This is a genomic window from Chryseobacterium barbadense (genome assembly GCF_042849955.1).
Taxonomy (GTDB): Bacteria; Bacteroidota; Bacteroidia; order Flavobacteriales; family Weeksellaceae; genus Chryseobacterium.
Genome location: NZ_BAAFHL010000033.1, coordinates 1 through 21,526, shown reverse-complemented (window position 1 = coordinate 21,526; position 21,526 = coordinate 1). Strand labels below are relative to the sequence as shown.

19 protein-coding genes are annotated in these 21,526 nt (G+C 37.0%); 15 read left to right on the top strand and 4 right to left on the bottom strand.

Annotation, left to right across the window (positions count from 1 at the left end):
* Positions 1-10: 10 nt before the first annotated feature.
* The 3 genes from ACGHIN_RS12175 to ACGHIN_RS12165 form a co-directional block, all read right to left on the bottom strand.
* Complete coding sequence (locus tag ACGHIN_RS12175) at positions 11-1,591, bottom strand: MFS transporter (protein WP_390453843.1); 1,581 nt, start codon at positions 1,589-1,591, stop codon at positions 11-13.
* A gap of 50 nt (positions 1,592-1,641) precedes the next feature.
* Complete coding sequence (locus ACGHIN_RS12170) at positions 1,642-3,021, bottom strand: porin (protein WP_390453841.1); 1,380 nt, start codon at positions 3,019-3,021, stop codon at positions 1,642-1,644.
* Positions 3,022-3,250: 229 nt separating this feature from the next.
* Positions 3,251-3,667 carry an IS1/IS1595 family N-terminal zinc-binding domain-containing protein gene (locus ACGHIN_RS12165; protein ID WP_390453839.1) on the bottom strand — a complete coding sequence of 139 codons (417 nt, stop codon included), beginning with the start codon at positions 3,665-3,667 and terminating at the stop codon, positions 3,251-3,253.
* A 160-nt stretch (positions 3,668-3,827) separates the two neighbouring features.
* Between ACGHIN_RS12165 and ACGHIN_RS12160 the strand changes: the two genes are divergently transcribed.
* From ACGHIN_RS12160 to argH, 8 genes are all read left to right on the top strand, one after another.
* Complete coding sequence (locus ACGHIN_RS12160; protein ID WP_390453837.1) at positions 3,828-4,427, top strand: GNAT family N-acetyltransferase; 600 nt, start codon at positions 3,828-3,830, stop codon at positions 4,425-4,427.
* A complete protein-coding gene (gene argG / locus ACGHIN_RS12155; RefSeq protein WP_390453835.1) occupies positions 4,399-5,595 on the top strand; it encodes an argininosuccinate synthase in 1,197 nt (398 codons plus the stop codon). Before ACGHIN_RS12160 ends, argG begins: the two co-directional genes overlap by 29 nt.
* Entirely contained in the window at positions 5,592-6,554 is a 963-nt protein-coding gene (gene argC / locus ACGHIN_RS12150) for an N-acetyl-gamma-glutamyl-phosphate reductase (RefSeq protein ID WP_390453833.1), read from the top strand. The genes argG and argC overlap by 4 nt, the downstream gene beginning before the upstream one ends.
* A gap of 250 nt (positions 6,555-6,804) precedes the next feature.
* Entirely contained in the window at positions 6,805-7,962 is a 1,158-nt protein-coding gene (locus ACGHIN_RS12145) for an aspartate aminotransferase family protein (protein ID WP_390453831.1), read from the top strand.
* A gap of 13 nt (positions 7,963-7,975) precedes the next feature.
* Positions 7,976-8,935, top strand: a complete 960-nt coding sequence (locus ACGHIN_RS12140) for an N-acetylornithine carbamoyltransferase (RefSeq protein WP_390453829.1) — start codon at positions 7,976-7,978, stop codon at positions 8,933-8,935.
* Between the two features lie 7 nt (positions 8,936-8,942).
* On the top strand, positions 8,943-9,737 hold the full coding sequence (argB, locus tag ACGHIN_RS12135) for an acetylglutamate kinase (protein WP_390453827.1): 795 nt from the start codon (positions 8,943-8,945) through the stop codon (positions 9,735-9,737).
* On the top strand, positions 9,712-10,794 hold the full coding sequence (locus tag ACGHIN_RS12130; RefSeq protein ID WP_390453825.1) for a M20 family metallo-hydrolase: 1,083 nt from the start codon (positions 9,712-9,714) through the stop codon (positions 10,792-10,794). The genes argB and ACGHIN_RS12130 overlap by 26 nt, the downstream gene beginning before the upstream one ends.
* 274 nt (positions 10,795-11,068) lie before the next feature.
* Complete coding sequence (gene argH / locus ACGHIN_RS12125) at positions 11,069-12,373, top strand: argininosuccinate lyase (RefSeq protein WP_390453823.1); 1,305 nt, start codon at positions 11,069-11,071, stop codon at positions 12,371-12,373.
* Between the two features lie 150 nt (positions 12,374-12,523).
* Here the strand turns inward: argH and ACGHIN_RS12120 are convergent, their stop codons facing one another.
* Positions 12,524-12,985 carry an Lrp/AsnC family transcriptional regulator gene (locus tag ACGHIN_RS12120; protein WP_123261164.1) on the bottom strand — a complete coding sequence of 154 codons (462 nt, stop codon included), beginning with the start codon at positions 12,983-12,985 and terminating at the stop codon, positions 12,524-12,526.
* A gap of 246 nt (positions 12,986-13,231) precedes the next feature.
* Here ACGHIN_RS12120 and ACGHIN_RS12115 point away from each other — a divergent pair, with 246 nt between their 5' ends.
* The 7 genes from ACGHIN_RS12115 (at position 13,232) to ACGHIN_RS12085 (ending at position 21,433) form a co-directional block, all read left to right on the top strand.
* Positions 13,232-14,122: an aspartate carbamoyltransferase catalytic subunit gene (locus ACGHIN_RS12115; RefSeq protein ID WP_390453821.1), complete on the top strand. Its 891-nt coding sequence runs from the start codon at positions 13,232-13,234 to the stop codon at positions 14,120-14,122.
* Positions 14,123-14,235: 113 nt separating this feature from the next.
* Positions 14,236-15,321 (top strand): carbamoyl phosphate synthase small subunit, encoded by a 1,086-nt coding sequence (locus ACGHIN_RS12110; RefSeq protein WP_390453819.1) that lies wholly within the window; start codon positions 14,236-14,238, stop codon positions 15,319-15,321.
* Positions 15,322-15,331: 10 nt separating this feature from the next.
* Positions 15,332-15,805, top strand: coding sequence for a DinB family protein (locus ACGHIN_RS12105; protein WP_390453817.1), 474 nt, complete (start codon positions 15,332-15,334; stop codon positions 15,803-15,805).
* Positions 15,806-15,886: 81 nt separating this feature from the next.
* Positions 15,887-19,069, top strand: a complete 3,183-nt coding sequence (gene carB / locus ACGHIN_RS12100) for a carbamoyl-phosphate synthase large subunit (protein ID WP_390453815.1) — start codon at positions 15,887-15,889, stop codon at positions 19,067-19,069.
* Positions 19,070-19,142: 73 nt separating this feature from the next.
* Entirely contained in the window at positions 19,143-20,132 is a 990-nt protein-coding gene (locus tag ACGHIN_RS12095; RefSeq protein ID WP_390453813.1) for a hypothetical protein, read from the top strand.
* 44 nt (positions 20,133-20,176) lie between these two features.
* The gene (locus tag ACGHIN_RS12090; RefSeq protein ID WP_390453811.1) at positions 20,177-20,899 is read left to right on the top strand and encodes a hypothetical protein; all 723 of its coding nucleotides are present in this window, start codon (positions 20,177-20,179) and stop codon (positions 20,897-20,899) included.
* Between the two features lie 30 nt (positions 20,900-20,929).
* Complete coding sequence (locus ACGHIN_RS12085; protein ID WP_390453809.1) at positions 20,930-21,433, top strand: hypothetical protein; 504 nt, start codon at positions 20,930-20,932, stop codon at positions 21,431-21,433.
* The last annotated feature ends 93 nt before the right edge of the window (positions 21,434-21,526 follow it).

Sequence of the window (21,526 nt, the reverse complement as noted above, 5' to 3'; positions counted from 1 at the left end):
GATCCAATGTTTAATCGTGAATATTATTGTTCTTGTTTTTAAGATAAAATAATCCGATGATCAAACAGACTGCCGCAACCCCTATCGGATACCAAAGACCCTGAAGATACCAGGATTCGTTGCCTGTATCTTTTGCTGTTGTGACCAGATACGTTGCCACTGCAGGAAGCAACCCTCCAAATACTCCGTTTCCAATATGATACGGTAGAGACATTGATGTGTAGCGGATTCTCACCGGGAACATTTCTACCAGGAATGCTGCAATCGGGCCATATACCATCGTTACAAAAATTACCTGAATAAATACCAGGAATATCAGGTACCATTTGGTGTCGTCTGCTAATCTGATGCTTTGGGAAACTTTTGGCTCTTCTGCTTTCCCGTCTTTAATAACAGGTCCGCCTGGAGACCAATGCACAATGCTGTCTTTTTTAATTAAAGTTCCATCCGTGTACAATGCTTCTTTATGGAAAGTAATCAAGCTGTCTGTTGCGACTTTATCATGAATCTTTGCTGTTCTCTTTTCCGTAATCCCATTAGCTGCAACGGTTTTGCTTTCAAGGTTTACACTTTTGAACATAGAATCATAAATAGGTCTGTACGCTAAAATAGCAATGAGCATTCCTGTCATCATTACGGCTTTCCGTCCTATTTTATCAGAGAGCCAGCCGAAGAATACGAAGAACGGAGTCCCCAAAAACAAGGCGGTTGCCATTAAGGAATCAACCTGTGCGGATTCCACATTCATTACTTTTTGAAGGAAGCTCATGGCGTAGAATTGTCCGGTGTACCAAATGACTCCTTGTCCCATTGCTGCTCCAAATAAGGCTAGTAAGACGAATTTAAAATTCAGTTTATGTCCGAAACTTTCTTTTAAAGGATTTTTTGAAGTTTTCCCTTCGCTTTTAGCCTTTGCAAAAAGCGGAGATTCTTTCATGTTTTTTCTGATGATATAGGAAACTCCCACCATTAAAATGGAAATCCAGAACGGGACTCTCCACCCCCAACCATCAAATTCCTCTGCGGAAAGGGTGGTCTTGGTTACTAAAATGACAATTAATGAAATAAACAAACCTGCTGTTGCAGTCGTTTGAATCCATGATGTCCAGTAGCCTCTTCGGTGAGGTTGTGCATATTCTGCCACATAGGTAGCTGCACCACCATATTCTCCGCCAAGCGCTAACCCTTGCAGTAATCTTAAAATTAAGACTAAAACAGGAGCCAGAAATCCAATGGTCTCATAACTTGGGATACATCCTATGAGGAAAGTAGAAAATCCCATGATTAATAAAGTTACTAAGAACGTATATTTTCTTCCGATAAGATCTCCCAGCCTTCCAAAGAACAATGCTCCGAAAGGTCTTACCACAAATCCTGCTGCAAAAGTAGCCAGGGTAGATAAAAATGCTGCGGTAGGATTATCTGCAGGGAAAAATTTCGTGGCTAAAACGATGGCTAAACTTCCGAAAATGTAGAAGTCATACCATTCTATCAGTGTGCCGAGTGATGAGGCAGTGATCACGCTCCAGATGGTGCGGTTTTTCTGCTTGTCAGTCATATTTTCGTAAGCATCGTGATGATTTTCGCTCATATTGCTTGATTTTAATGTTAGTTAAAAATGGATATCGAGTTTTCTTTGTTTTATAGGTAAATCTGGAATTGTATAATAAATTCACCTTTGGATTCCGGGCTTTCCGCAGGGCTTGTATAAACCGGTCTCGTTGAATACTGGGTAGTGATTTTGGCATGATGACCATCTATGAACCAATTCGCACCAACGTCAAATTGTGAAGAAGACTTTTCGTATGCTTCAAAGTTTTTATGCGTAAATGCTGCAAAAGGCTGGATTCTGATTTTTGGCTTCTCGGCCTGGCTTGGTAATAGTAAACCTGCCTGTGCGTAGATAATATTACCTGTTCCGATAGTTGGCTGTAGGTTACCCGGTCCGGCAATCGCTTTGTCCCCAATGAAGTTCGGGTCTGATGTAGCGATGTTCATGATTCCTAAATTTCTGATGTAATTCGGACCGAATTGGTAATTGTAATATCCTGCGTATGCGGAAACGGCCATTTTATTTTTGGCATTTCCCAAAGGAATATCCGCAAATGCATCTACGGCTAAAAGAGTAATGTCATGTTTTTCAATAGTTGAATTCACGGAAGTTCTTGTTCCATTCTTTTGGTGGTAAAAACCTGCACCTACATTGAACACCTTTTTTGTTCCAAGATAAGAGCCCACCTTGAATGGAAGAACATTCGATTCGCTATCTAAGAATTGGTACTCTACATAACCTGCTTTTGAAAAGTTCGGATTTCCGTTGTTGTCTACTGCTACCGCCTTTGAAGGGTCGGTGACATTGGCTGGAGCTAAATCTGTTGCAAATGGTTTATTTAAGCTTAAACGATACTCTAGCTTTCCGTATTTTCCTTTCGCGAACATTCCCAGTTGTCTGGCAAATTGGTCGGAATTGTCAATCAATGGCCAGGTGAAGATAGGGGAATCAACAGTAAGGAAGTTCAGGGTGGAAGCCATGGTCATACGGGATAATCCCATGTAGTAATGCAAGCCGGCTCCTAAAGATAAACTGAATTTTCCTGCTTCTCCAGGTAAAATAACTGCATATTCATTCCATGCGTCATGGAAAAACATCTGTGGCTTTTTACCGTTTCCATACCCTCCTGTTCCTGAAGTTCCTGAACCACCACCATTAATGAATGTCTGATTGTTAATTCCAAAATGAGCCAAAATCATATACCTTTTGGAGATTTGAGCATAGGCTAAAGCACGTAAACGCCTGTTTCCTAAGCTCCAGGTATTGTCGGTGGGCTCTCCGCCAACCATACTCCCGGGATTCATTTCAGTATTTCTTACCCAGAACTGGTCCCATAAAATAAATCTGATGTATTTATCACCCTCCTGGTTGAGGTTTAATTTCAATCCACCCCCATAATCAGGTGAGCCTTGAGAATATAAAGAATTGCTGATTAAAGCCAATCCAATAAAAGTGAGTAATTTCTTCATAAATTATCAATTTTTGGTATTGTTTTTTGTGAAGACCAAATTGTAATTAATAATTTGTTTAAGAAAATTTAATATATATTTATGGTAAGTATATCGTTATCAATGATTAGTTAAGGGTTATAAGTGTTGAATTTTAAATTTATTTATTGATAAAATATTGAATTTTAAGTATTTAATTTGATATTTGTATTTGCATAATTCATGACTTATAATTCATAACTTTCTCATGTTATTTTTTAAATCTTTCCCATTTGATCAGCATATATTTATCCGCAAACTGAGTAATAATCAACCCGGAATTTTTTATGTTTTCCTCTTTGGACATATATTCGATCAATTCATTTTGCTTTAGAATTTTATACACGGGATGGAATTCTGAATGAGGAGGTCTTTTGATATTATATTTCTTGATCCAGGAACTTATGGTAACATGGGAAACCCCTATAATTCTCTCTATTTCACGATAGCTTAAGCCTTCAAGATAGAGCTGTAAGGCTTTGGTTACATAGTAATCGTCAATCTGTTTTCCAAGCTTCTTTACAGTGAAATAATAATTGCAATCTTTACAATGAAAACGCTGCTTCTCATTTACAATCCCGCTTTTTACGATCTTATTGCTGCTACATTTAGGGCAGTTGGATTCCATAACTATATCTTTTTAGTAAATATATAATAATTTAGCAAAATATTAATTTAGTTTAAAGATAAAATTACCTGTGTGTTTATTTTATATTAAAAAAAATATCTTTTTAATTTGTTTTTTAAAGTTATAATTCTTTAAATTTGCCAAAAAATTTAGATAAATAATGGAAATAGAAATTTCCTCATCCATACATTTAGTGTATGTGAGTGAAATACAGCAGGAAATGTATGATTCTGCACAGCGGAGAGGAACGGGGATTGCTAAACGTTCTATAGAATATTTAAGCAAGAAGATTTCAGAAGGTAATGCTGTGGTAGCTACTGAAAATGGAGAGTGGGTAGGTTTCTGTTATATAGAAACCTGGTCGCATGGTCAGTTTGTGGCCAATTCCGGATTGATTGTTTCCCCGAAATTCAGGGAAAGAGGTGCTGCAACTTTAATCAAGAATAAAGTGTTCCAATTATCTAGAGATAAATACCCGAATGCAAAAGTTTTTGGGCTTACAACAGGCCTTGCCGTCATGAAAATCAACAGCGATTTAGGCTACAAACCGGTTATTTATTCTGAACTGACTCAGGATGAAGAATTCTGGAATGGCTGTAAAAGTTGTGTAAATTATGAAATCTTAATGAAGAAAGAACGTAAAAACTGCCTTTGTACGGCAATGCTTTTCGTTCCTGAAAATATAACAGAAAATAGTGTTGCTCACACGCAACCGGAAATTAAATATAGCAATGAACAAGAAAGTCATCTTAGCGTTTAGCGGAGGTCTGGATACCTCTTACTGTGCTAAATATCTCAGTGAAAAATTGGGATATGATGTGTATGCAGTTACTGTGAATACCGGAGGTTTTTCTAAAGAAGAAGAAAAAGAACTGGAGAAAAAAGCTTTACACCTTGGGGTAAAAGAATACAGGTGCGTAGATGCTCAGAAAGATTATTATAATTCTTGCGTAAAGTATTTGATTTTTGGGAACGTGTTGAAAAATAATACCTATCCGCTGTCCGTGAGTGCAGAACGTACGGTTCAGGCACAGGAAATTGCAAAATATGCCATTGAAATCGGAGCAGATGCTATTGCTCATGGGAGTACAGGAGCAGGAAATGACCAGGTTCGTTTTGATCTTATCTTCCAGGTGATGTGTCCGAAGGTAGAAATCATCACACCAATTCGTGATATGGCTCTGTCCCGTGAAGAGGAAATTGAGTTTTTAAAAAGCCATGGATATGAAATGGAATTCCAAAAAGCCCAATATTCTGTGAATAAAGGACTTTGGGGAACTTCAGTGGGAGGAAAAGAAACATTGACCTCAAGAAATTATCTTCCTGAAGAAGCATTTCCTTCCCAGATTAAAGAAACTCAACCTTCTGAATTGGAAATTGAGTTTAAAAACGGAGAAGTAATAGCAGTGAACGGAGAGCGTTTTGAACATCCGGTATATGCGATCCAGAAAATTGAAGAATTAGCTTCTGCTTACGGAATCGGTCGTGATATTCACGTTGGAGATACAATTGTTGGAATTAAGGGAAGAGTGGGTTTTGAAGCAGCAGCGGCATCAGTAATTATCAAAGCGCACCATTTATTGGAAAAACACACCCTTTCAAAATACCAGCAAATGATGAAATCTCAGCTTTCCGACTGGTATGGAAACTGGCTTCACGAAGCACTTTTCCTGGATCCTGTGATGAGAAATATTGAATCTTTCTTAATAGATTCTCAAAAAACAGTAAGCGGAAAAGTTTTTGTAACGCTTCATCCATATCGGTTTATATTAAACGGAATTGAATCTGATCACGATTTAATGTCTGATAAATTCGGAAGCTATGGAGAAGCTAACAGAGCATGGACGGGAGAAGACGTGAAAGGCTACACTAAAATTGTAAGCAACTCTTTAAATATATATTACCAGATTAACGGAATAAAAGCATGAAAACAGTAGGAATTATAGGCGCCAACGGTTATACGGGAAGCGAATTGGTTCGTCTGCTGGCTTTTCATCCTCATGTGTCTTTGCGTTTTTTATATAGTCGTTCAAATTCCGGGACAAAGATTTCAGATTTGTACCCGGATTTAACGACGGTTTGTGAAATGGTGTTAACGGATCAGCCGGAAGATGTTGATATCCTCTTCTTATGTCTTCCTCATAAAGAAAGCCAGAATTGGCTGGCTCAGAATGCTGTAAAAGATGAAACGTTGGTTATTGACCTGGGGAATGATTTTCGTTTGGAGGGAAACTTTGGAAATAGAAATTTTATCTATGGTTTGCCTGAAATCAACAAAAAACAACTTTCAGGAGCAAAAAGTATTGCAAATCCGGGATGCTTTGCGACAGCTATTCAGCTGGCTTTGCTTCCATTAGCAGAAAAAGGATTGCTGAGCGATGTTTACACGACAGGAATTACCGGTTCAACAGGAGCCGGGCAATCTTTGCAGGCAACCACACATTTTACCTGGAGAAATGATAACATTTCTGCTTACAAAACCCTGACCCATCAGCATGTGGATGAAATTGTACAACAATTGACTTCTTTTAATGATCATGAAATCAATCTGAATTTTGTTCCATGGAGAGGAGATTTTGCAAGAGGAATTTTTACAAGTTCTACCATAAAAACAGATATAGAGTTTTCAGATATTAATCAATTGTTCAGGGATTTTTATGCAGATGAGCCTTTTGTAACGGTAAGTGAAACAGCAATTGATTTAAAGCAGGTTGTCAATACCAATCGCTGTGTGATTCAGATTGAAAAAAGAGGGAATTTTGCGGTCATTCACTCAGCGATTGACAATTTGTTGAAAGGAGCTTCCGGACAGGCGGTACAGAACATGAATGTCGCCATGGGATGGGAAGAAAATTTAGGACTGAATTTGAAACCGATAGCATTTTAAAAGTCAATAGTAAATTTTAAAATCAATCAAACCGACTTAGGAAAATGAAGCGTTAAGAAAAATAGTTTTGTGAACGTTAAGAAATCCCACTGTTTGAATGCGACACAAATATTGAAGTGAAGAAACAATATTCAATTCGCACGAGTTTTGAGATCTTTAGAGAACAAAAATATTTTTTAGCGGAAGTTTCCGGTCTTGAACTTTTGTTTCTTTTGTTTCAAGACAAAAGAAAATAATAAAAAAACAAAAAATGAATTTATTCAACGTATATCCATTATTCAACATAAATCCAGTAAAAGCTCAGGGATCATTTCTTTGGGACGATAAAGGAGAACAATATCTTGATTTTTACGGAGGTCACGCTGTGATTTCTATCGGGCACAACCATCCGTATTATCAAAACAAATTAAAAGAACAGTTAGAAAAAATCTCTTTTTATTCCAATTCTGTTCAAAACGAATTGCAGACTGAATTAGCTGAAAAATTAGGGAAGCTTTCAGGATATGAAGGTTATAATCTTTTCCTGTGCAACTCCGGAGCTGAAGCCAATGAAAATGCTTTGAAGCTGGCCTCTTTCCATAACGGAAAAAGTAAAGTGCTTTATTTTTCAGGTTCGTTTCACGGGAGAACTTCTGCGGCTGTTTCTGTAACTGATAATCCGGACATTGTAGCTCCTGTGAATTATTCGGGAAGATTCATTAAATCAGAATGGAATAATATTGAACAATTAGAAGAAATTTTTGAAGCTCAGGGAAGCGAGATCTCATCCGTTATCATCGAAGGTATTCAGGGAGTTGGCGGAATTATGATTCCAACGATAGAATTTTTAACTAAAATCAAAGAATTATGTGAAAAGCATGATACAGTTTTGATTCTGGATGAAGTACAGTCCGGTTATGGAAGGAGCGGATATTTCTTTGCGCATCAGGAGTTTGGAATTGAACCGGATATTATCACAACCGCAAAAGGAATGGGGAACGGTTTCCCAATCGGTGGAGTTTTAATCCACCCGAAGTTTAAAGCAAGCAATGGCTTATTGGGAACCACTTTCGGGGGAAATCACCTGGCTTGTGCTGCTGCCATTGCTGTTCTGGACGTGATGAAAGATGAGAGTCTCATCGAAAATGCTCAGGAAATGGGCAATTATATAGAAAATGAAATTAAAGATTTTCCACATATTCAATCCATCCGAAGGAAAGGGTTGATGATTGGTATTGAACTCGACAGGAACTGCTCGGAAGTGAGGAGCAGCCTGTTGTACGATCATCATATTTTCACGGGCAACTCCAATGATAAGAGCGTTTTGAGGATTCTTCCGGCTCTTAACATCAGGAAAGAAGAAACCGATCTTTTCATCAATGCCCTGAAGACGGTTTTAGAAAATATTTCAATACAGATTAATGTGTAAAATAAAATTATCAATGAAAAAATTTACCGCTGTAAGTGATGTAGAAAACTTACAGGAAATCATAAAAAAAGCTTTACAAATTAAAGAAAACCCACTTTCGGAAACAGAGAAAGGAAAAGGGAAAACAATAGGACTGGTCTTTTTAAACTCGAGTTTGAGAACACGTTTAAGCAGCCAGATTGCCGCACAGAATTTAGGATTGAATGTGTTGACTTTAAATGCTGCACAGGAAGCCTGGAATTTAGAGTTTGCGGACGGTGCTGTAATGAATGGAGACACCGTAGAACATATCAAAGATGCGATCGAAGTATTAAATCAATATTGCGACATTATAGCTGTTCGTTGTTTTGCAGGAATGAAGAATAAAGAAGATGATGTGAATGAAAGTATTCTGAACCAGTTTGAACAGCATGCAAAAGTTCCCGTTGTTTCTCTGGAATCAGCGACACGTCACCCTTTACAAAGTTTGGCTGACTGTATCACCATTACAGAAAACTGGAAAGAAGAACGTAAGCCAAAAGTTGTTTTAACCTGGGCGCCTCACATCAAACCTATTGCTCAGGCTGTTGGGAATTCTTTTGCAGAATGGATGCAGGAAATGGATGTAGATTTTGTAATCACCAACCCGGAAGGATATGATCTGGATAAAAACTTTACAAAAGATGTAAAAGTGATCCACGATCAGAATGAAGCTCTGAAAAATGCAGATTTTATTTATGTGAAAAACTGGTCATCTTTTGATGAATATGCAGCAATGCCGGAAGTTAAAGAGAGCTGGATGCTAACGAACGAAAAATTGGAAAATACCAACAAGGCGAAGGTAATGCACTGTCTTCCCGTTCGTCGAAATGTGGAATTGAGTGATGAAGTGATGGATGGAGAGAACTCCATCATCTATCAGCAGGCAAAAAACCGGATTTTTTCCGCTCAGGCTGTATTTTCTGAAATTTTAGATGGATTGAATTCAAAATAGGATGCTCATGCAGGAAAAGCTTTTTGTTGTAAAAATAGGAGGTGCTTTGATTGATGATGAGGAATTATTGGATCAGTTTCTGGACCAGTTTGCCGAGATTAATGAAAAGAAAATTTTGGTTCATGGCGGGGGAAAATTAGCAACAACGTTGGCGGATAAGCTGGGAATTGAGCAAAAAATGATCAATGGACGAAGAATTACGGATAAAGACACCCTGGATATTGTGGCGATGGTGTATGCAGGAGGGATCAACAAAAATATTGTGGCAAAACTTCAGCAGAAAAAATGCAAGGCAATAGGTTTTTCGGGAGCGGATGCGAATCTCATTAAAGCTAAAAAAAGAGAGCATGAAGAAATAGATTTTGGATTTGTAGGAGATATTGAAAAGAAAGGAGTGAATAAAAAATTGATTTCCAAATTGCTTAAACTTGAGTTGGTTCCTGTGTTTTCGGCCATCACGCACGATAAAAAAGGACATCTTTTCAATACGAATGCAGATACCATTGCTTCGGTAATTGCTCAGGCTTTATCGGTAAAATATGATGTGGAATTGCTGTATTGTTTCGACAAAGAAGGAGTTTTGGAAGATGTAGACAATCCGGAATCAGTGATTAAAAATATTTCAGAAGAAGAATTTTCGACGTTGAAAAATGAAGGAAAACTGCATAAAGGGATTTTGCCCAAACTGGAAAATGCACTCGGAGCCGTAAAAAACAATGTGAATAAGGTATTCTTAATCAAAGAAACCCAACTGAAAAACCATATAGAAAACCATCATGCAGGAACTGAAATCTGTTTATAGTAAAGAAGAATTGCTGAATAACGCAGTGGAATTGCTCAAAAAGCTGATTGAAATTCCTTCATTCAGCAAAGATGAATTTAATACATCTGTAGAAATTGAAAACTTTTTCAAAAAGCATCAGGTTCCTGCCAAACGTTTTAAGAATAATATCTGGGCGGTGAATAAGCATTTTGATGTATTTAAGCCCTCCATTTTGCTGAATACCCATCATGACACGGTAAAGCCCAATAAAGCTTATACTTTGGATCCATTTTTACCTATTGAAAAAGACGGAAAATTATTCGGGTTGGGGAGTAATGATGCTGGTGCTTCTTTGGTTTCGATGGCGCAGGTTTTTTTACATTTTTATGATAAAGAAGATTTACAATATAATTTGGTGATTGCATTGACGGCAGAGGAGGAGATTTCAGGTCTTGACGGTATTGAAGCTTTATTTCCTCAATTACCCAATATAGAGCTCGCCATTGTAGGAGAACCAACGCAGATGAATCTGGCGATTGCGGAAAAAGGATTATTGGTGATTGACGGGGAAATGAAAGGTACTCCTTCTCATGCTGCTCATCCGAATGATGATAATTCGATTGTAAAATGTATGGAAGACTTGCAGAACATTTTGCATTTCAAATTTCCAAAAGTCTCAGATTATCTGGGTGAAGTGAAGATAACGCTTTCAGGAATTCATGCCGGAGTGCAGCATAATGTAGTTCCCGAATCCTGTACTTTTACTTTAGACGTAAGGGTTACGGACGAATATACCAATAAAGAAGCCTTTGAAATCATCCAGTCGCAAATGAAATCAACATTAACGGCAAGATCATTCAGGCTGAATTCTTCAAAAATTGAAGTAGATCATCCGTTTGTACAGGCGGGATTAGAAATCGGGAGAACAACATATGGTTCGCCTACTTCATCTGACCAGGCAATTATTCCATGTACGTCAGTAAAGATGGGCCCCGGCGACAGCAGGCGCTCTCACACTGCGGATGAGTACATCTATATAAAGGAAATAGAAGAAGGAATTGATATTTATATTCAAATCCTGGAGAGAGTTTTATAAGATGGAAGATAGAAGCAAGAAAATGGAAGTTTAGCAATTTGTGAATCACACTTCCAACTCCCAGCTTCAGGCTTCCCCTCAAAATAAGATTTTTAGGTTTAGTTTTTTTAAGTTTTGACAACGCCCGGTAGAGATGAAGTTTGAATGTTTTTAATAAAGATTTATGCAAAAATGAAATTAAAAATGAAAGACTTACATGTGGAAATGTTTAGTTTTTTACTGGAAGGTATTCTACTGGGCACGTCAAAACGAAACAGAAAGAAAAGAAAATAATATGAAAAAAATATGGCAGAAGGATGACCTTGCTACCAATATACTAGTTAACCGATTTACAGTCGGGAAAGATCTTGACTTTGATGAACGTTTGGCAAAATATGATGTCAAAGGATCTATGGCCCATTGCCAGATGTTATCAGAAGTAGGAATTATTTCTGAAGAAGAATCAAAACAGATGTTGTCTGTTTTGGCAGAGATTTTAGAAGATATTGAAAACGGAAGTTTTAAAATCGATAAAAAAGCAGAAGATATTCATTCTCAGGTTGAAGCCATTTTAATTGAAAAATTAGGCGACACAGGAAAGAAAATTCATACGGCCCGTTCACGAAATGATCAGGTTTTATTAGATATAAAGCTGTATTTACTGGATGAGATCCGTGAAATTACAATCTTAACGGATGAATTCTTTCAGATATTAATCAAATTAGCAGAGCAACATAAAAACGTTCTGCTTCCGGGATATACCCATTTACAGATTGCCATGCCTTCCTCATTCGGATTATGGTTTGGAGCCTACGCGGAAGCATTATTGGATGATATTGAAATGTTGTTTTCGGTTAAAAATATCATTAATAAAAATCCTTTAGGTTCTGCGGCGGGTTACGGTTCTTCTTTTCCGATTGATCGCGAGAGCACAACCTATAATTTAGGCTTCCAGTCGATGAATTACAATTCAGTGTATGCTCAAATGACACGTGGGAAATCGGAAAAGATATTATCGATGGCAATGGCGACATTGGCGGGAACGTTGGGGAAATTTGCCTATGATGTTTGCCTGTATTTAAGCCAGAATTTTGATTTTATCAGCTTTCCTAAAGAATTTACCACCGGAAGCAGTATCATGCCGCACAAGAAAAATCCGGATATTTTTGAGTTGGTTCGTGCGCGTTGCAACAGAATACAATCGCTGCCAAATGAATTTATCTTGTTGACGAATAATCTTCCATCAGGCTACCACAGAGATATGCAGCTGACCAAGGAAATTCTTTTCCCTGCCATCGATTCATTAAAGGAATGCCTGGAAATTTTGAATTACACTTTACCCAATATTCAGGTGAAAGACGGAATTCTGGAGGATGAAAAATACAAATACCTTTTCAGTGTAGAGAAGATCAATGAAGAAGTGAAAAAGGGGAGCTCATTCCGTGATGCATATATAAAGATAGGACAGGAAATTGAAAACAATGCGTTTGATTTTGAGATTGGTAACTTAACCCATACCCATCAAGGAAGCATTGGAAACCTTTGTCTGGATAAAATAGAATATCAGTTTAATAAATTAAAGAATAAATTATTAGGTTGATAATATAAGATGCTCCGATTTCGTTCAGCATGATAATTATAATAATTGATAAATGATGGTTGATCCCTCAATCATCTATAATTTAAAATCTAAAATTTATAATCTGCTTCGTCATGCTATGAGTGAAGTTGAAGCATTATTAAAAATGAATTATTCCAGATCAATTTTAAATTTAGTAGATTTTTTTACTTCGTGAAGAACGATAGAACTGTGATATTGCCCGATATTAGGAATATTTGAAATGACATTCACAGCGAAATCATTATAAGAATTGATGTCTTTAGCAATGATCTTGAGCATATAATCATATTCACCGGATAAACTGATGATTTCCTGAACTTCATCATATTTTCCGATGTTTTTCTCAAAAGTTTCAAGAACTTTCTGAGATTGCTCTTTCAGACGGACATTACAATAAACAACAATATTCAATCCTAATTTTTCACGGTTTAAAAGACCTACATATTTCTCAATGATGCCCTGTTTCTCCAACTGTTTGATACGCTCATACGTTGGAGTAAAGGTAAGGCCTATCTTTTCTGAAATTTCCTTTACAGATAAAGTAGAATCTTCCTGAATAATACTAAGGATCATTTTGTCTTTTAAATCCATATAAAATTGGTTTGAGTTTATAACAAAAATAGTATTTAAAAATGGAAAATAAGGAGAGATTAGTATTTTTTAATTTAATTGAAAAATTGGTTTTGTCAATTTCCAAAATTGTTGTATCTTTGCACCTAATGAATAAAAGAGTATTTATATCATTAGATTTACCGGGCGAAAGCGCCCTTTACGATATTTATTATTATTAAGCGAAGATTTGGTCTTCGCTTTTTTTTGTGTAAAAATTTAGGAAATATGTTTACGATTACAGAACTAAGCATCGAGAGAATTAACAGTATACTTGCTGAAGCGATGGCTTTTGCTAATGGGAAAACTGCCAAAATTGAAGGAGAGGTTTTTTGTTCCAATCTGTTCTTTGAAGACAGTACAAGAACCAAAACAAGTTTTGATATTGCCGAAAGAAAATTAGGATTACAGGTGGTTCCTTTTGACGCCTCTCACAGTTCAGTCAATAAGGGGGAGAGTTTATATGATACAGTAAAAACAATTGAAAGCTTAGGCGTAAACTTAGTCGTAATAAGAGATAAGAAAGACAGATACTTCGAAGAACTGAAAAATATTACCATTCCTGTGATCAACGGAGGGGACGGAACAGGAAACCACCCGTCACAATGTATGTTGGATCTGATGACAATTTACCAGGAATTCGGAAAGTTTGAAGGGCTGAAAGTGGGAATCGTTGGAGACGTAAAACACAGCCGTGTTGCCAATTCTAATGCAGAAGCATTAAGAAGATTAGGCGCTAAAGTATACTTCTCAGGTCCGGAACAATGGTTCGATGAAGGAGCTTTAATTAACGGAACTTACCTTGCCGTAGATGAATTGATTGAAGAAGTGGATGTTTTAATGCTGTTAAGAATCCAACACGAAAGACATGATGCCAAAATGAGCTTCTCCGCTTCGGAATACCACAGAAAATATGGGTTGACGAAAGAAAGAGAAAAAGCCATGAAAGAAAAAGCAATCATCATGCATCCTGCTCCCATCAACAGAGGAGTAGAGATTGATACAGACCTGGTGGAATGCGAACGTTCAAGAGTATTCAAACAAATGCAGAATGGTGTTTTCGCAAGGATGGCCATTCTGAAAGAAGCATTGGAAGAAAAAGGGTTTACTTTTAAGTAATCGAGGTTCGCGTAGCGAGCAAAAATTCCCATCATTTGGAGGGGTGTCAAAAAGGGAAACTTTTTGACGGGGTGGTTAAAAAATAGAATAAAATAGAAATCTAAATAAAGAAAATGAAGAAAAAATTAATACTGGAGTCCGGTGAAGTATTTCATGGAGAAGGTTTCGGAACAGAGTTGGAAACTGCAGGAGAAGTGGTTTTCAATACCGGGATGACAGGATATCAAGAATTGATTTCAGACCCGTCTTACTGCGGTCAGATTGTGTGTATGACCTATCCGCTTATCGGAAATTACGGGATCAACCGTGATGATTACGAAAGTATTGAGCCGGCTATTAAAGGTCTGATTGTAAAGGAACTTTGTGATTTCCCGTCCAACTTCCGTACACAGATCACTTTAGATGAATTGTTTAAAAAGAAAAACCTTTCAGGGATTTCAGGAATTGATACAAGAAAACTGACAAGAATTCTTCGTAATCATGGAGTGGTGAAAGGAAAGATTGTGAATGAAGACGCTGATGAAAATGCAGTAGTAGCAGAATTGAAGTCAACCACTTTCCCTACGAATCAGGTAGAAACAGTTTCTACTAAAACTTCCTATGCTAACCCGGGAAGAGGTTTCAAAGTAGTATTGGTGGATTTTGGTTCCAAATTAGGAATCATTAGAGAATTATCCCAAAGAAATTGTGATATTATAGTGGTTTCACAAGATACAACCGCAGAAGAAATCCTATTGATGAATCCGGACGGAATTATGCTGTCTAACGGTCCTGGAGATCCGGAAGACAACCAGCACGCATTAGAAATGATCCGTGGAGTACTGGGAAAAGTTCCGATCTTCGGAATCTGCTTAGGACACCAACTGATCGGTTTGGCTTGCGGAGCAAAAACATTCAAATTAAAATTCGGACACAGAGGAGGAAATCATCCGGTGTTGGATTTAGAAAAGAACAAAGTCGCAATCACTTCTCAAAATCACGGATATGCGGTAGATCAGGAAAGTTTGAAAGAAACAGATTTAATAGAAACGCATATTGCCCTGAACGACAGAACAAATGAGGGGTTAAAACATAAAATCCACCCATGCTTCTCCGTACAGTATCACCCTGAAGCAAGTCCGGGCCCTGAAGACGCCAACTATCTGTTTGATGATTTCATCCACCTGATGGAAGACTTTAAAAACAAGAAAAATCAATAAAATTCTCAATATGGAAACTCCCCTACAATTAGCCAATCGTTTTCGTGAAGTGTATTTGAATGGAGAATGGGTAGTCTATACGAACTATAAAGCTCAGCTGTCAGAAACTCCAAGAGAAATACTGACAAAGGAAATTGAAGATCTGAACACCATAGAGTCTATCGCTTTCCATATTCATTACTATGTACACGGAGTGCTGAATGTACTGGAGGGAGGGACACTGGACATCAGTGATAAGTACAGCTTTGATTTCCCTCCTACGAAATCAGAAGAAGAGTGGAAGAGTTTCCTTACGACATTCATCAATGACTGCGAAAAATTTGCAGAAGTCATTGAAAACATGTCAGACGAAGACCTGGATGGTGATTTTTCCGAAAACAAATACGGAAGTAAAAGAAAAAATATCAACGCTTTGATTGAGCACGGATATTACCATTTGGGACAGATAATTTTAATTAAAAAGCTAGTAAACAAGAATTTATAATGTCATTCTGAACGAAGCGTAGCGAAGTGAAGAATCTCAAATTTAGAATGACAAACAGAAAATAAATTAGATAAAAGTAAAATGGCAAAACGTACAGATATAAAAACAATTTTAGTAATCGGTTCAGGACCTATCATCATTGGTCAGGCAGCAGAATTCGATTACGCAGGAACGCAGGCTTGCTTATCTTTGAAAGAAGAAGGATACAAAGTAATTTTGATCAATTCCAACCCTGCAACGATCATGACGGATGTGGAAATTGCAGATAAGGTTTACATCGAGCCGATTTCCCTTCAGTTTGTAAGTCATATCATCAGAAAAGAGCGCCCGGATGCACTTTTACCGACGCTTGGCGGTCAGACGGGTCTGAATATGGCGGTAGAATTGGAAAAATCAGGAATTCTTGAAGAATGTAAGGTGGAAGTATTGGGAACCAAACTTTCAGCCATCAACAGAGCGGAAGACAGAGACTTGTTCCGTGAATTGATGAGAGAATTAAATGAACCTGTTCCTGAATCTGATATTGTAAACACAGTAGAAGGAGCCCTTAATTTTGCTGATGATATCGGTTACCCTGTAATTGTTCGTCCTGCTTTCACCATGGGTGGAACAGGAGGTGGTATCGCTTCCAATGAGACAGAATTGAAGGAAATTGCTGAACTGGGACTAAAACACAGCCCGGTTACGCAGTGCCTTATCGAAAAATCAATTGCTGGTTTCAAAGAAATTGAATACGAAGTAATGCGTGATGCAAACGACAACGCAATTGTAGTTTGTAACATGGAAAATATAGACCCGGTGGGAGTTCACACAGGAGACTCCATCGTAGTAGCGCCTTCTCAGACCCTTTCAGACAGAGAGTATCAGTTATTGAGAAACGCTTCCCTGAAAATTATCAGAGCATTAGGAATTGAAGGAGGGTGTAACGTACAGTTGGCTTTAGACCCGCATTCATTCAATTACTATATTATCGAGGTAAACCCAAGAGTTTCCCGTTCATCGGCTTTAGCAAGTAAAGCAACAGGGTATCCGATTGCAAAAATTGCAGCAAAGATTGCTGTAGGACTGACTCTTGATGAAATCATGAACCCGGTAACAGGAAAAACATATGCCTGTTTCGAACCTGCCCTGGATTATGTGGTAACTAAATTCCCAAGATTCCCGTTCGATAAATTCGAAACGGCAGACAGAAGATTATCCACTCAGATGAAGGCAACAGGAGAAGTAATGGCGATCGGAAGAAACTTCGAAGAGTCTTTACAGAAAGCCATCCGTTCATTAGAAACAGGGATCAAGCATTTAGGGTTGAAGACCAAACAGGCTCAGGCTCTTACTGCAGAAGAAATCGAAAGAAGAATCAGAGTATGTGACGATGAACGATTATTCATCATTGGAGATGCTTTACGAAGAGGATATGACTGGGAACAGATCGTAGAATGGAGTAAAATAGATAAATTCTTCATCTGGAAATTAAAGAAACTGGTTGATTTCGAGAAAACGATCACTGAAAATAAATTCGATAAAGAAACTTTAATTCAGGCTAAGAAATTAGGTTTTGCAGATGTAAATATCGCCGTTCTTTGGAATGTTACAGAGCGTGAAGTTTTCAATTTCAGAAAAGAAAACGGAGTAATGCCGGTTTTCAAAATGGTAGATACCTGTGCTGCGGAATTTGAAAGTGAAACTCCATATTTCTACGGAACATATGAAGAAGAAAACGAAAGCATTGTTACAGATAAAGAAAAGATCATCGTTCTGGGTTCAGGACCTATCAGAATCGGGCAGGGAGTTGAATTCGACTATGCAACGGTTCACTCGGTTTGGGCGATCAAAGAAATGGGGTACGAAGCGATCATCATCAACAATAACCCGGAAACAGTTTCTACAGACTTCTCCATCTCAGATAAATTATACTTCGAACCTTTAACGGAAGAAGATGTAATGAATATCATCGAGCTTGAAAAACCTAAAGGAGTAGTCGTTCAGTTCGGAGGACAGACTGCCATCAACTTAGCGGATAAATTAGCCTCTCATGGTGTTCAGATCTTAGGAACAACCTTGGAGGACCTTGACAGAGCGGAGAACAGAGATAAATTTGAAAAAGCGCTTCAGGAAATGCAGATTCCTCAGCCTTTAGGAAAAACATCCACATCTAAGGAAGAAGCGATCAAAATTGCCAACGAGATCGGATATCCGGTTTTGGTACGTCCAAGCTATGTTTTAGGAGGGAGAGCAATGGAAATCGTATATACGGAAACAGAATTGGCACACTACATGGAAAATGCGGTGGAAGCAAGTCCTGAACACCCTGTTTTGGTTGATAAATATATGGTTGGGAAAGAAGTGGAGATCGATGCGATCTGCGACGGAGAAACAGTAATTATTCCGGGAATCATGGAGCACATCGAAAGAGCGGGAGTTCACTCCGGAGACTCGATAGCGGTATATCCGCCACAAAATATCTCCCAAAAGGAAATCGAAACCTTAGTTGATTATACAAAGAGATTGGCCAAAGGATTGAATGTAATCGGTTTAATGAATATCCAATATGTTCTTTTCGAAGGAAATGTATATGTGATCGAAGTTAACCCTCGGTCATCAAGAACAGTTCCGTTCTTATCTAAAATCACGGATGTTCCGATGGCTAACCTAGCTACAAAAGCGATCTTAGGTCAGAAACTGAAAGATTTAGGATATCAGGACGGGCTGGTTCCAAATAAAGAAGGAGTATACGTAAAAGTTCCTGTGTTCTCATTCTCTAAACTAACGAAAGTAGATATCTCTTTAGGCCCTGAAATGAACTCTACAGGAGAGGTAATGGGGAAAGATACTACATTGGAAAAAGCACTTTACAAAGGGTTAATTGCAGCAGGAAGAAAAGTCCCAATGCACGGTTCCATCCTGTTCACAGTTGCGGATAAACATAAGCAGGAAGCGGCAGATTTAGCAGCAAGATTCCATGAAGTTGGTTTCAGAATCTGGGCTACGGAAGGTACTGCTAAGTTCTTTGAAGAAAAAGGAATTCCTTGCAAGATAGGATACAAGATTGGGGAAGAAGATGTGAACCTAATCGATCTTATCCAGAAAGGAAAAGTACAATATGTAGTGAATACCACAACCAAAGGTAAACAGGCAGAAAGAGACGGATTCCAGATCAGAAGAATGAGCGTGGAAAACGGCGTTCCTTGTTTAACTTCAATGGATACGGTAGAAGCGATCTTAAAAGTGATCGAAAGCATGAGCTTCAAGATGGAGACGATGTAATTGTCGAAATAATTATAATAAAACCTCGCAAGTTTTCTTGCGAGGTTTTTTGTTTGACATAGTTTGGTGTGATATGGAAATTTCTATAAATTTAGAACAAGATAAACATACTTATACAATGAAATATTTAACCAGAGTTTTAGGAATTTTAATTATTTTTTTCTTTACTGTTAAATTAAAAGCAGAAACCTGGAATGAGCCTTGGCAAAAGGAAATTATACAAAAATCTCAGTTTTTTATTTTTGGAAAAGTTATTGAAAATGATGGTAAAAAAGCAAGAATAACTGTTGAAAAAAAGTTTGGGAATGAAGAAATTCCAAATGAAATAATTATTGATAATTACTTTTTTTTTCAACTCACAAGCAGCTCAGGACATGAAATCCACAATAAATTAAAAAAAGATGTTTCCTATTATTTTCTTTTGACTAAAAATAAAAATAATAATTATTCTTTACCAACACCAACTTCAGGCTTCGCGGAAATAGATGAAAATAAAAAGGTCAGTGCGACGTACAGGCATAGTTATCATCAAGCATTAATTCCACAAGAGACTTATGAGATGACTTATAAAAATATTTGGAGTTATTATAAATACAAGACATTTGATAATAGTGAAATCAATAAGTTCATTAATCTTCAGATCGGGAAAAAGGCAGCCGGGTTTTCTGAGGAAGAAATTTCAGACTTTTACTTACAACATGCTGCTTTAGAAACTGCCTATTTATTGGATTTAACACCTTCGATTGAACAAGTATTTAAGTTCGCAAAATCCGGAAATTTCCATTTAAGAGTCTCAGCTTTACAATTAATGGGAAATTACAATACAAAACAGAGCAAAGACTTTTTACTAAATTCAGTTCAGGATAAAAATGTTGATAATTTTGAAAAAGTGATTGCAATTTGGGCTATCAAAAAATCAAATGATAAAGAATATGTTCAAAAGCTAAAGCTTTTGAAAAAAAACTTATCGACTGAGGAAACGGGCTTTGGAGGAAACATTATGGACCCGAGAGTCGGAACATATTTTCCTGATCCCAGACAAGCAGTAGAGGATTTACAATAAAAACCACACTGGGTTATTTCATTTTATTAATACCAAGACGTTTCATGAAAAAGATTATATTACCTGTAGTTCTGTATTTAAGTGTATTCTCCTGCACTAAAAATCCTCAAAATTCAGAAAACACACCAAGCGTAGAAACAGAACCTTCATCAATTGAAAATTTAAATATTCAAACAAGCTCCTTTACTGAAATTGATAGTACAGGGATTCTCATTTTCCCCTTACAAATGGGGCAGAACAAAAGAGAGGATGGCAATTATTCTTATAAGGAAATGCCCGATAATACATATTGGAACATTATCTTTTTAAATTCAAATACCAATGAGTATCATTTACTTACAGAAAAGAAAATTCTGATATTGAATTATGATTATAAATATAATGCTGATGAAGAAGAAATTAATGTTTCCAAAAAAACGGATCATATTTTTTATAATGTAAGAAGTCTGGATTATAATAACGATAAGCTGATTAATGAAAATGATCCGGTTTACCTATTTGTTTCGGACAGATTTGGTAATAATTTCAGGCCAATTTCACCGGCAAATTACAGCTTAAACAGCTGGAAATATATTCAAAGTTCAAATAAAGTGATAATGACTGTAACAAAAGACAGTAATCAAGACAAACTGTTTGATGATAAGGATGAAGTTGTAGCGTTTGAAATTGTATTAGATCAATTGGAAACTCCAAAAGAAGTTTTTCAGGTTGAATTGAAAGATAAGCTGAAGAAACTTTATGACAGGGATTGGAGAAGGATAAAGTAAAGAATTTAAATAATAATACATAAAATAACCATGACAGAATACCAGGCAAAATCAAATAACACCTTTTCTTTTGATGTAACAAAAGACGATCAGTTAATCGGGAAACTTATTTACAAAAGCTGGTTCAGGTTTAATGCAGTGATAGAATTTCCAGATAACTCCAATTATCAGATCGAGCCGAAAGGTTTCTGGGGAACTACTATTGAACTTAAAGAAGGAGAAAAGGTGCTTTTAAATTTAAAGATGAACTGGAATGGAGAAATCATCGTACAGACTTTTTTTAATAGTATTGAGAAAGATTATATTTTCAGGCACAAAGGCATTTTCAAAGAATCATTTGTATTAACAGATCATGAAGGACCAGAGCTTTTGGTGATGAAACCACACATGAAATGGAATTTGATGAACTATGAATATACGATTACGACATCCGACACTTTTGACACGTTGTCGAATAAAGACATTATACTGATGAATTCATTACACTGTGCCAATTATTATATGTCTTCGATGATGTCTGTAATTGGAATTTAAAATGTGAATTTTGATGTTGAAAAAATAAAAACGATCTTGAAAATTCATTACTTTTATTTCAATGAAAATTATACACCTTAAAACCATTACAAC

Excerpts from the sequence above, each read along its gene's own strand:
- ACGHIN_RS12175 (WP_390453843.1), bottom strand. The coding sequence starts at position 1,591 with ATGAGCGAAAATCATCACGATGCTTACGAAAATATGACTGACAAGCAG.
- ACGHIN_RS12170 (WP_390453841.1), bottom strand. The coding sequence starts at position 3,021 with ATGAAGAAATTACTCACTTTTATTGGATTGGCTTTAATCAGCAATTCT.
- ACGHIN_RS12165 (WP_390453839.1), bottom strand. The coding sequence starts at position 3,667 with ATGGAATCCAACTGCCCTAAATGTAGCAGCAATAAGATCGTAAAAAGC.
- ACGHIN_RS12160 (WP_390453837.1), top strand. The coding sequence starts at position 3,828 with ATGGAAATAGAAATTTCCTCATCCATACATTTAGTGTATGTGAGTGAA.
- argG (WP_390453835.1), top strand. The coding sequence starts at position 4,399 with ATGAACAAGAAAGTCATCTTAGCGTTTAGCGGAGGTCTGGATACCTCT.
- argC (WP_390453833.1), top strand. The coding sequence starts at position 5,592 with ATGAAAACAGTAGGAATTATAGGCGCCAACGGTTATACGGGAAGCGAA.
- ACGHIN_RS12145 (WP_390453831.1), top strand. The coding sequence starts at position 6,805 with ATGAATTTATTCAACGTATATCCATTATTCAACATAAATCCAGTAAAA.
- ACGHIN_RS12140 (WP_390453829.1), top strand. The coding sequence starts at position 7,976 with ATGAAAAAATTTACCGCTGTAAGTGATGTAGAAAACTTACAGGAAATC.
- argB (WP_390453827.1), top strand. The coding sequence starts at position 8,943 with ATGCAGGAAAAGCTTTTTGTTGTAAAAATAGGAGGTGCTTTGATTGAT.
- ACGHIN_RS12130 (WP_390453825.1), top strand. The coding sequence starts at position 9,712 with ATGCAGGAACTGAAATCTGTTTATAGTAAAGAAGAATTGCTGAATAAC.
- argH (WP_390453823.1), top strand. The coding sequence starts at position 11,069 with ATGAAAAAAATATGGCAGAAGGATGACCTTGCTACCAATATACTAGTT.
- ACGHIN_RS12120 (WP_123261164.1), bottom strand. The coding sequence starts at position 12,985 with ATGGATTTAAAAGACAAAATGATCCTTAGTATTATTCAGGAAGATTCT.
- ACGHIN_RS12115 (WP_390453821.1), top strand. The coding sequence starts at position 13,232 with ATGTTTACGATTACAGAACTAAGCATCGAGAGAATTAACAGTATACTT.
- ACGHIN_RS12110 (WP_390453819.1), top strand. The coding sequence starts at position 14,236 with ATGAAGAAAAAATTAATACTGGAGTCCGGTGAAGTATTTCATGGAGAA.
- ACGHIN_RS12105 (WP_390453817.1), top strand. The coding sequence starts at position 15,332 with ATGGAAACTCCCCTACAATTAGCCAATCGTTTTCGTGAAGTGTATTTG.
- carB (WP_390453815.1), top strand. The coding sequence starts at position 15,887 with ATGGCAAAACGTACAGATATAAAAACAATTTTAGTAATCGGTTCAGGA.
- ACGHIN_RS12095 (WP_390453813.1), top strand. The coding sequence starts at position 19,143 with ATGGAAATTTCTATAAATTTAGAACAAGATAAACATACTTATACAATG.
- ACGHIN_RS12090 (WP_390453811.1), top strand. The coding sequence starts at position 20,177 with ATGAAAAAGATTATATTACCTGTAGTTCTGTATTTAAGTGTATTCTCC.
- ACGHIN_RS12085 (WP_390453809.1), top strand. The coding sequence starts at position 20,930 with ATGACAGAATACCAGGCAAAATCAAATAACACCTTTTCTTTTGATGTA.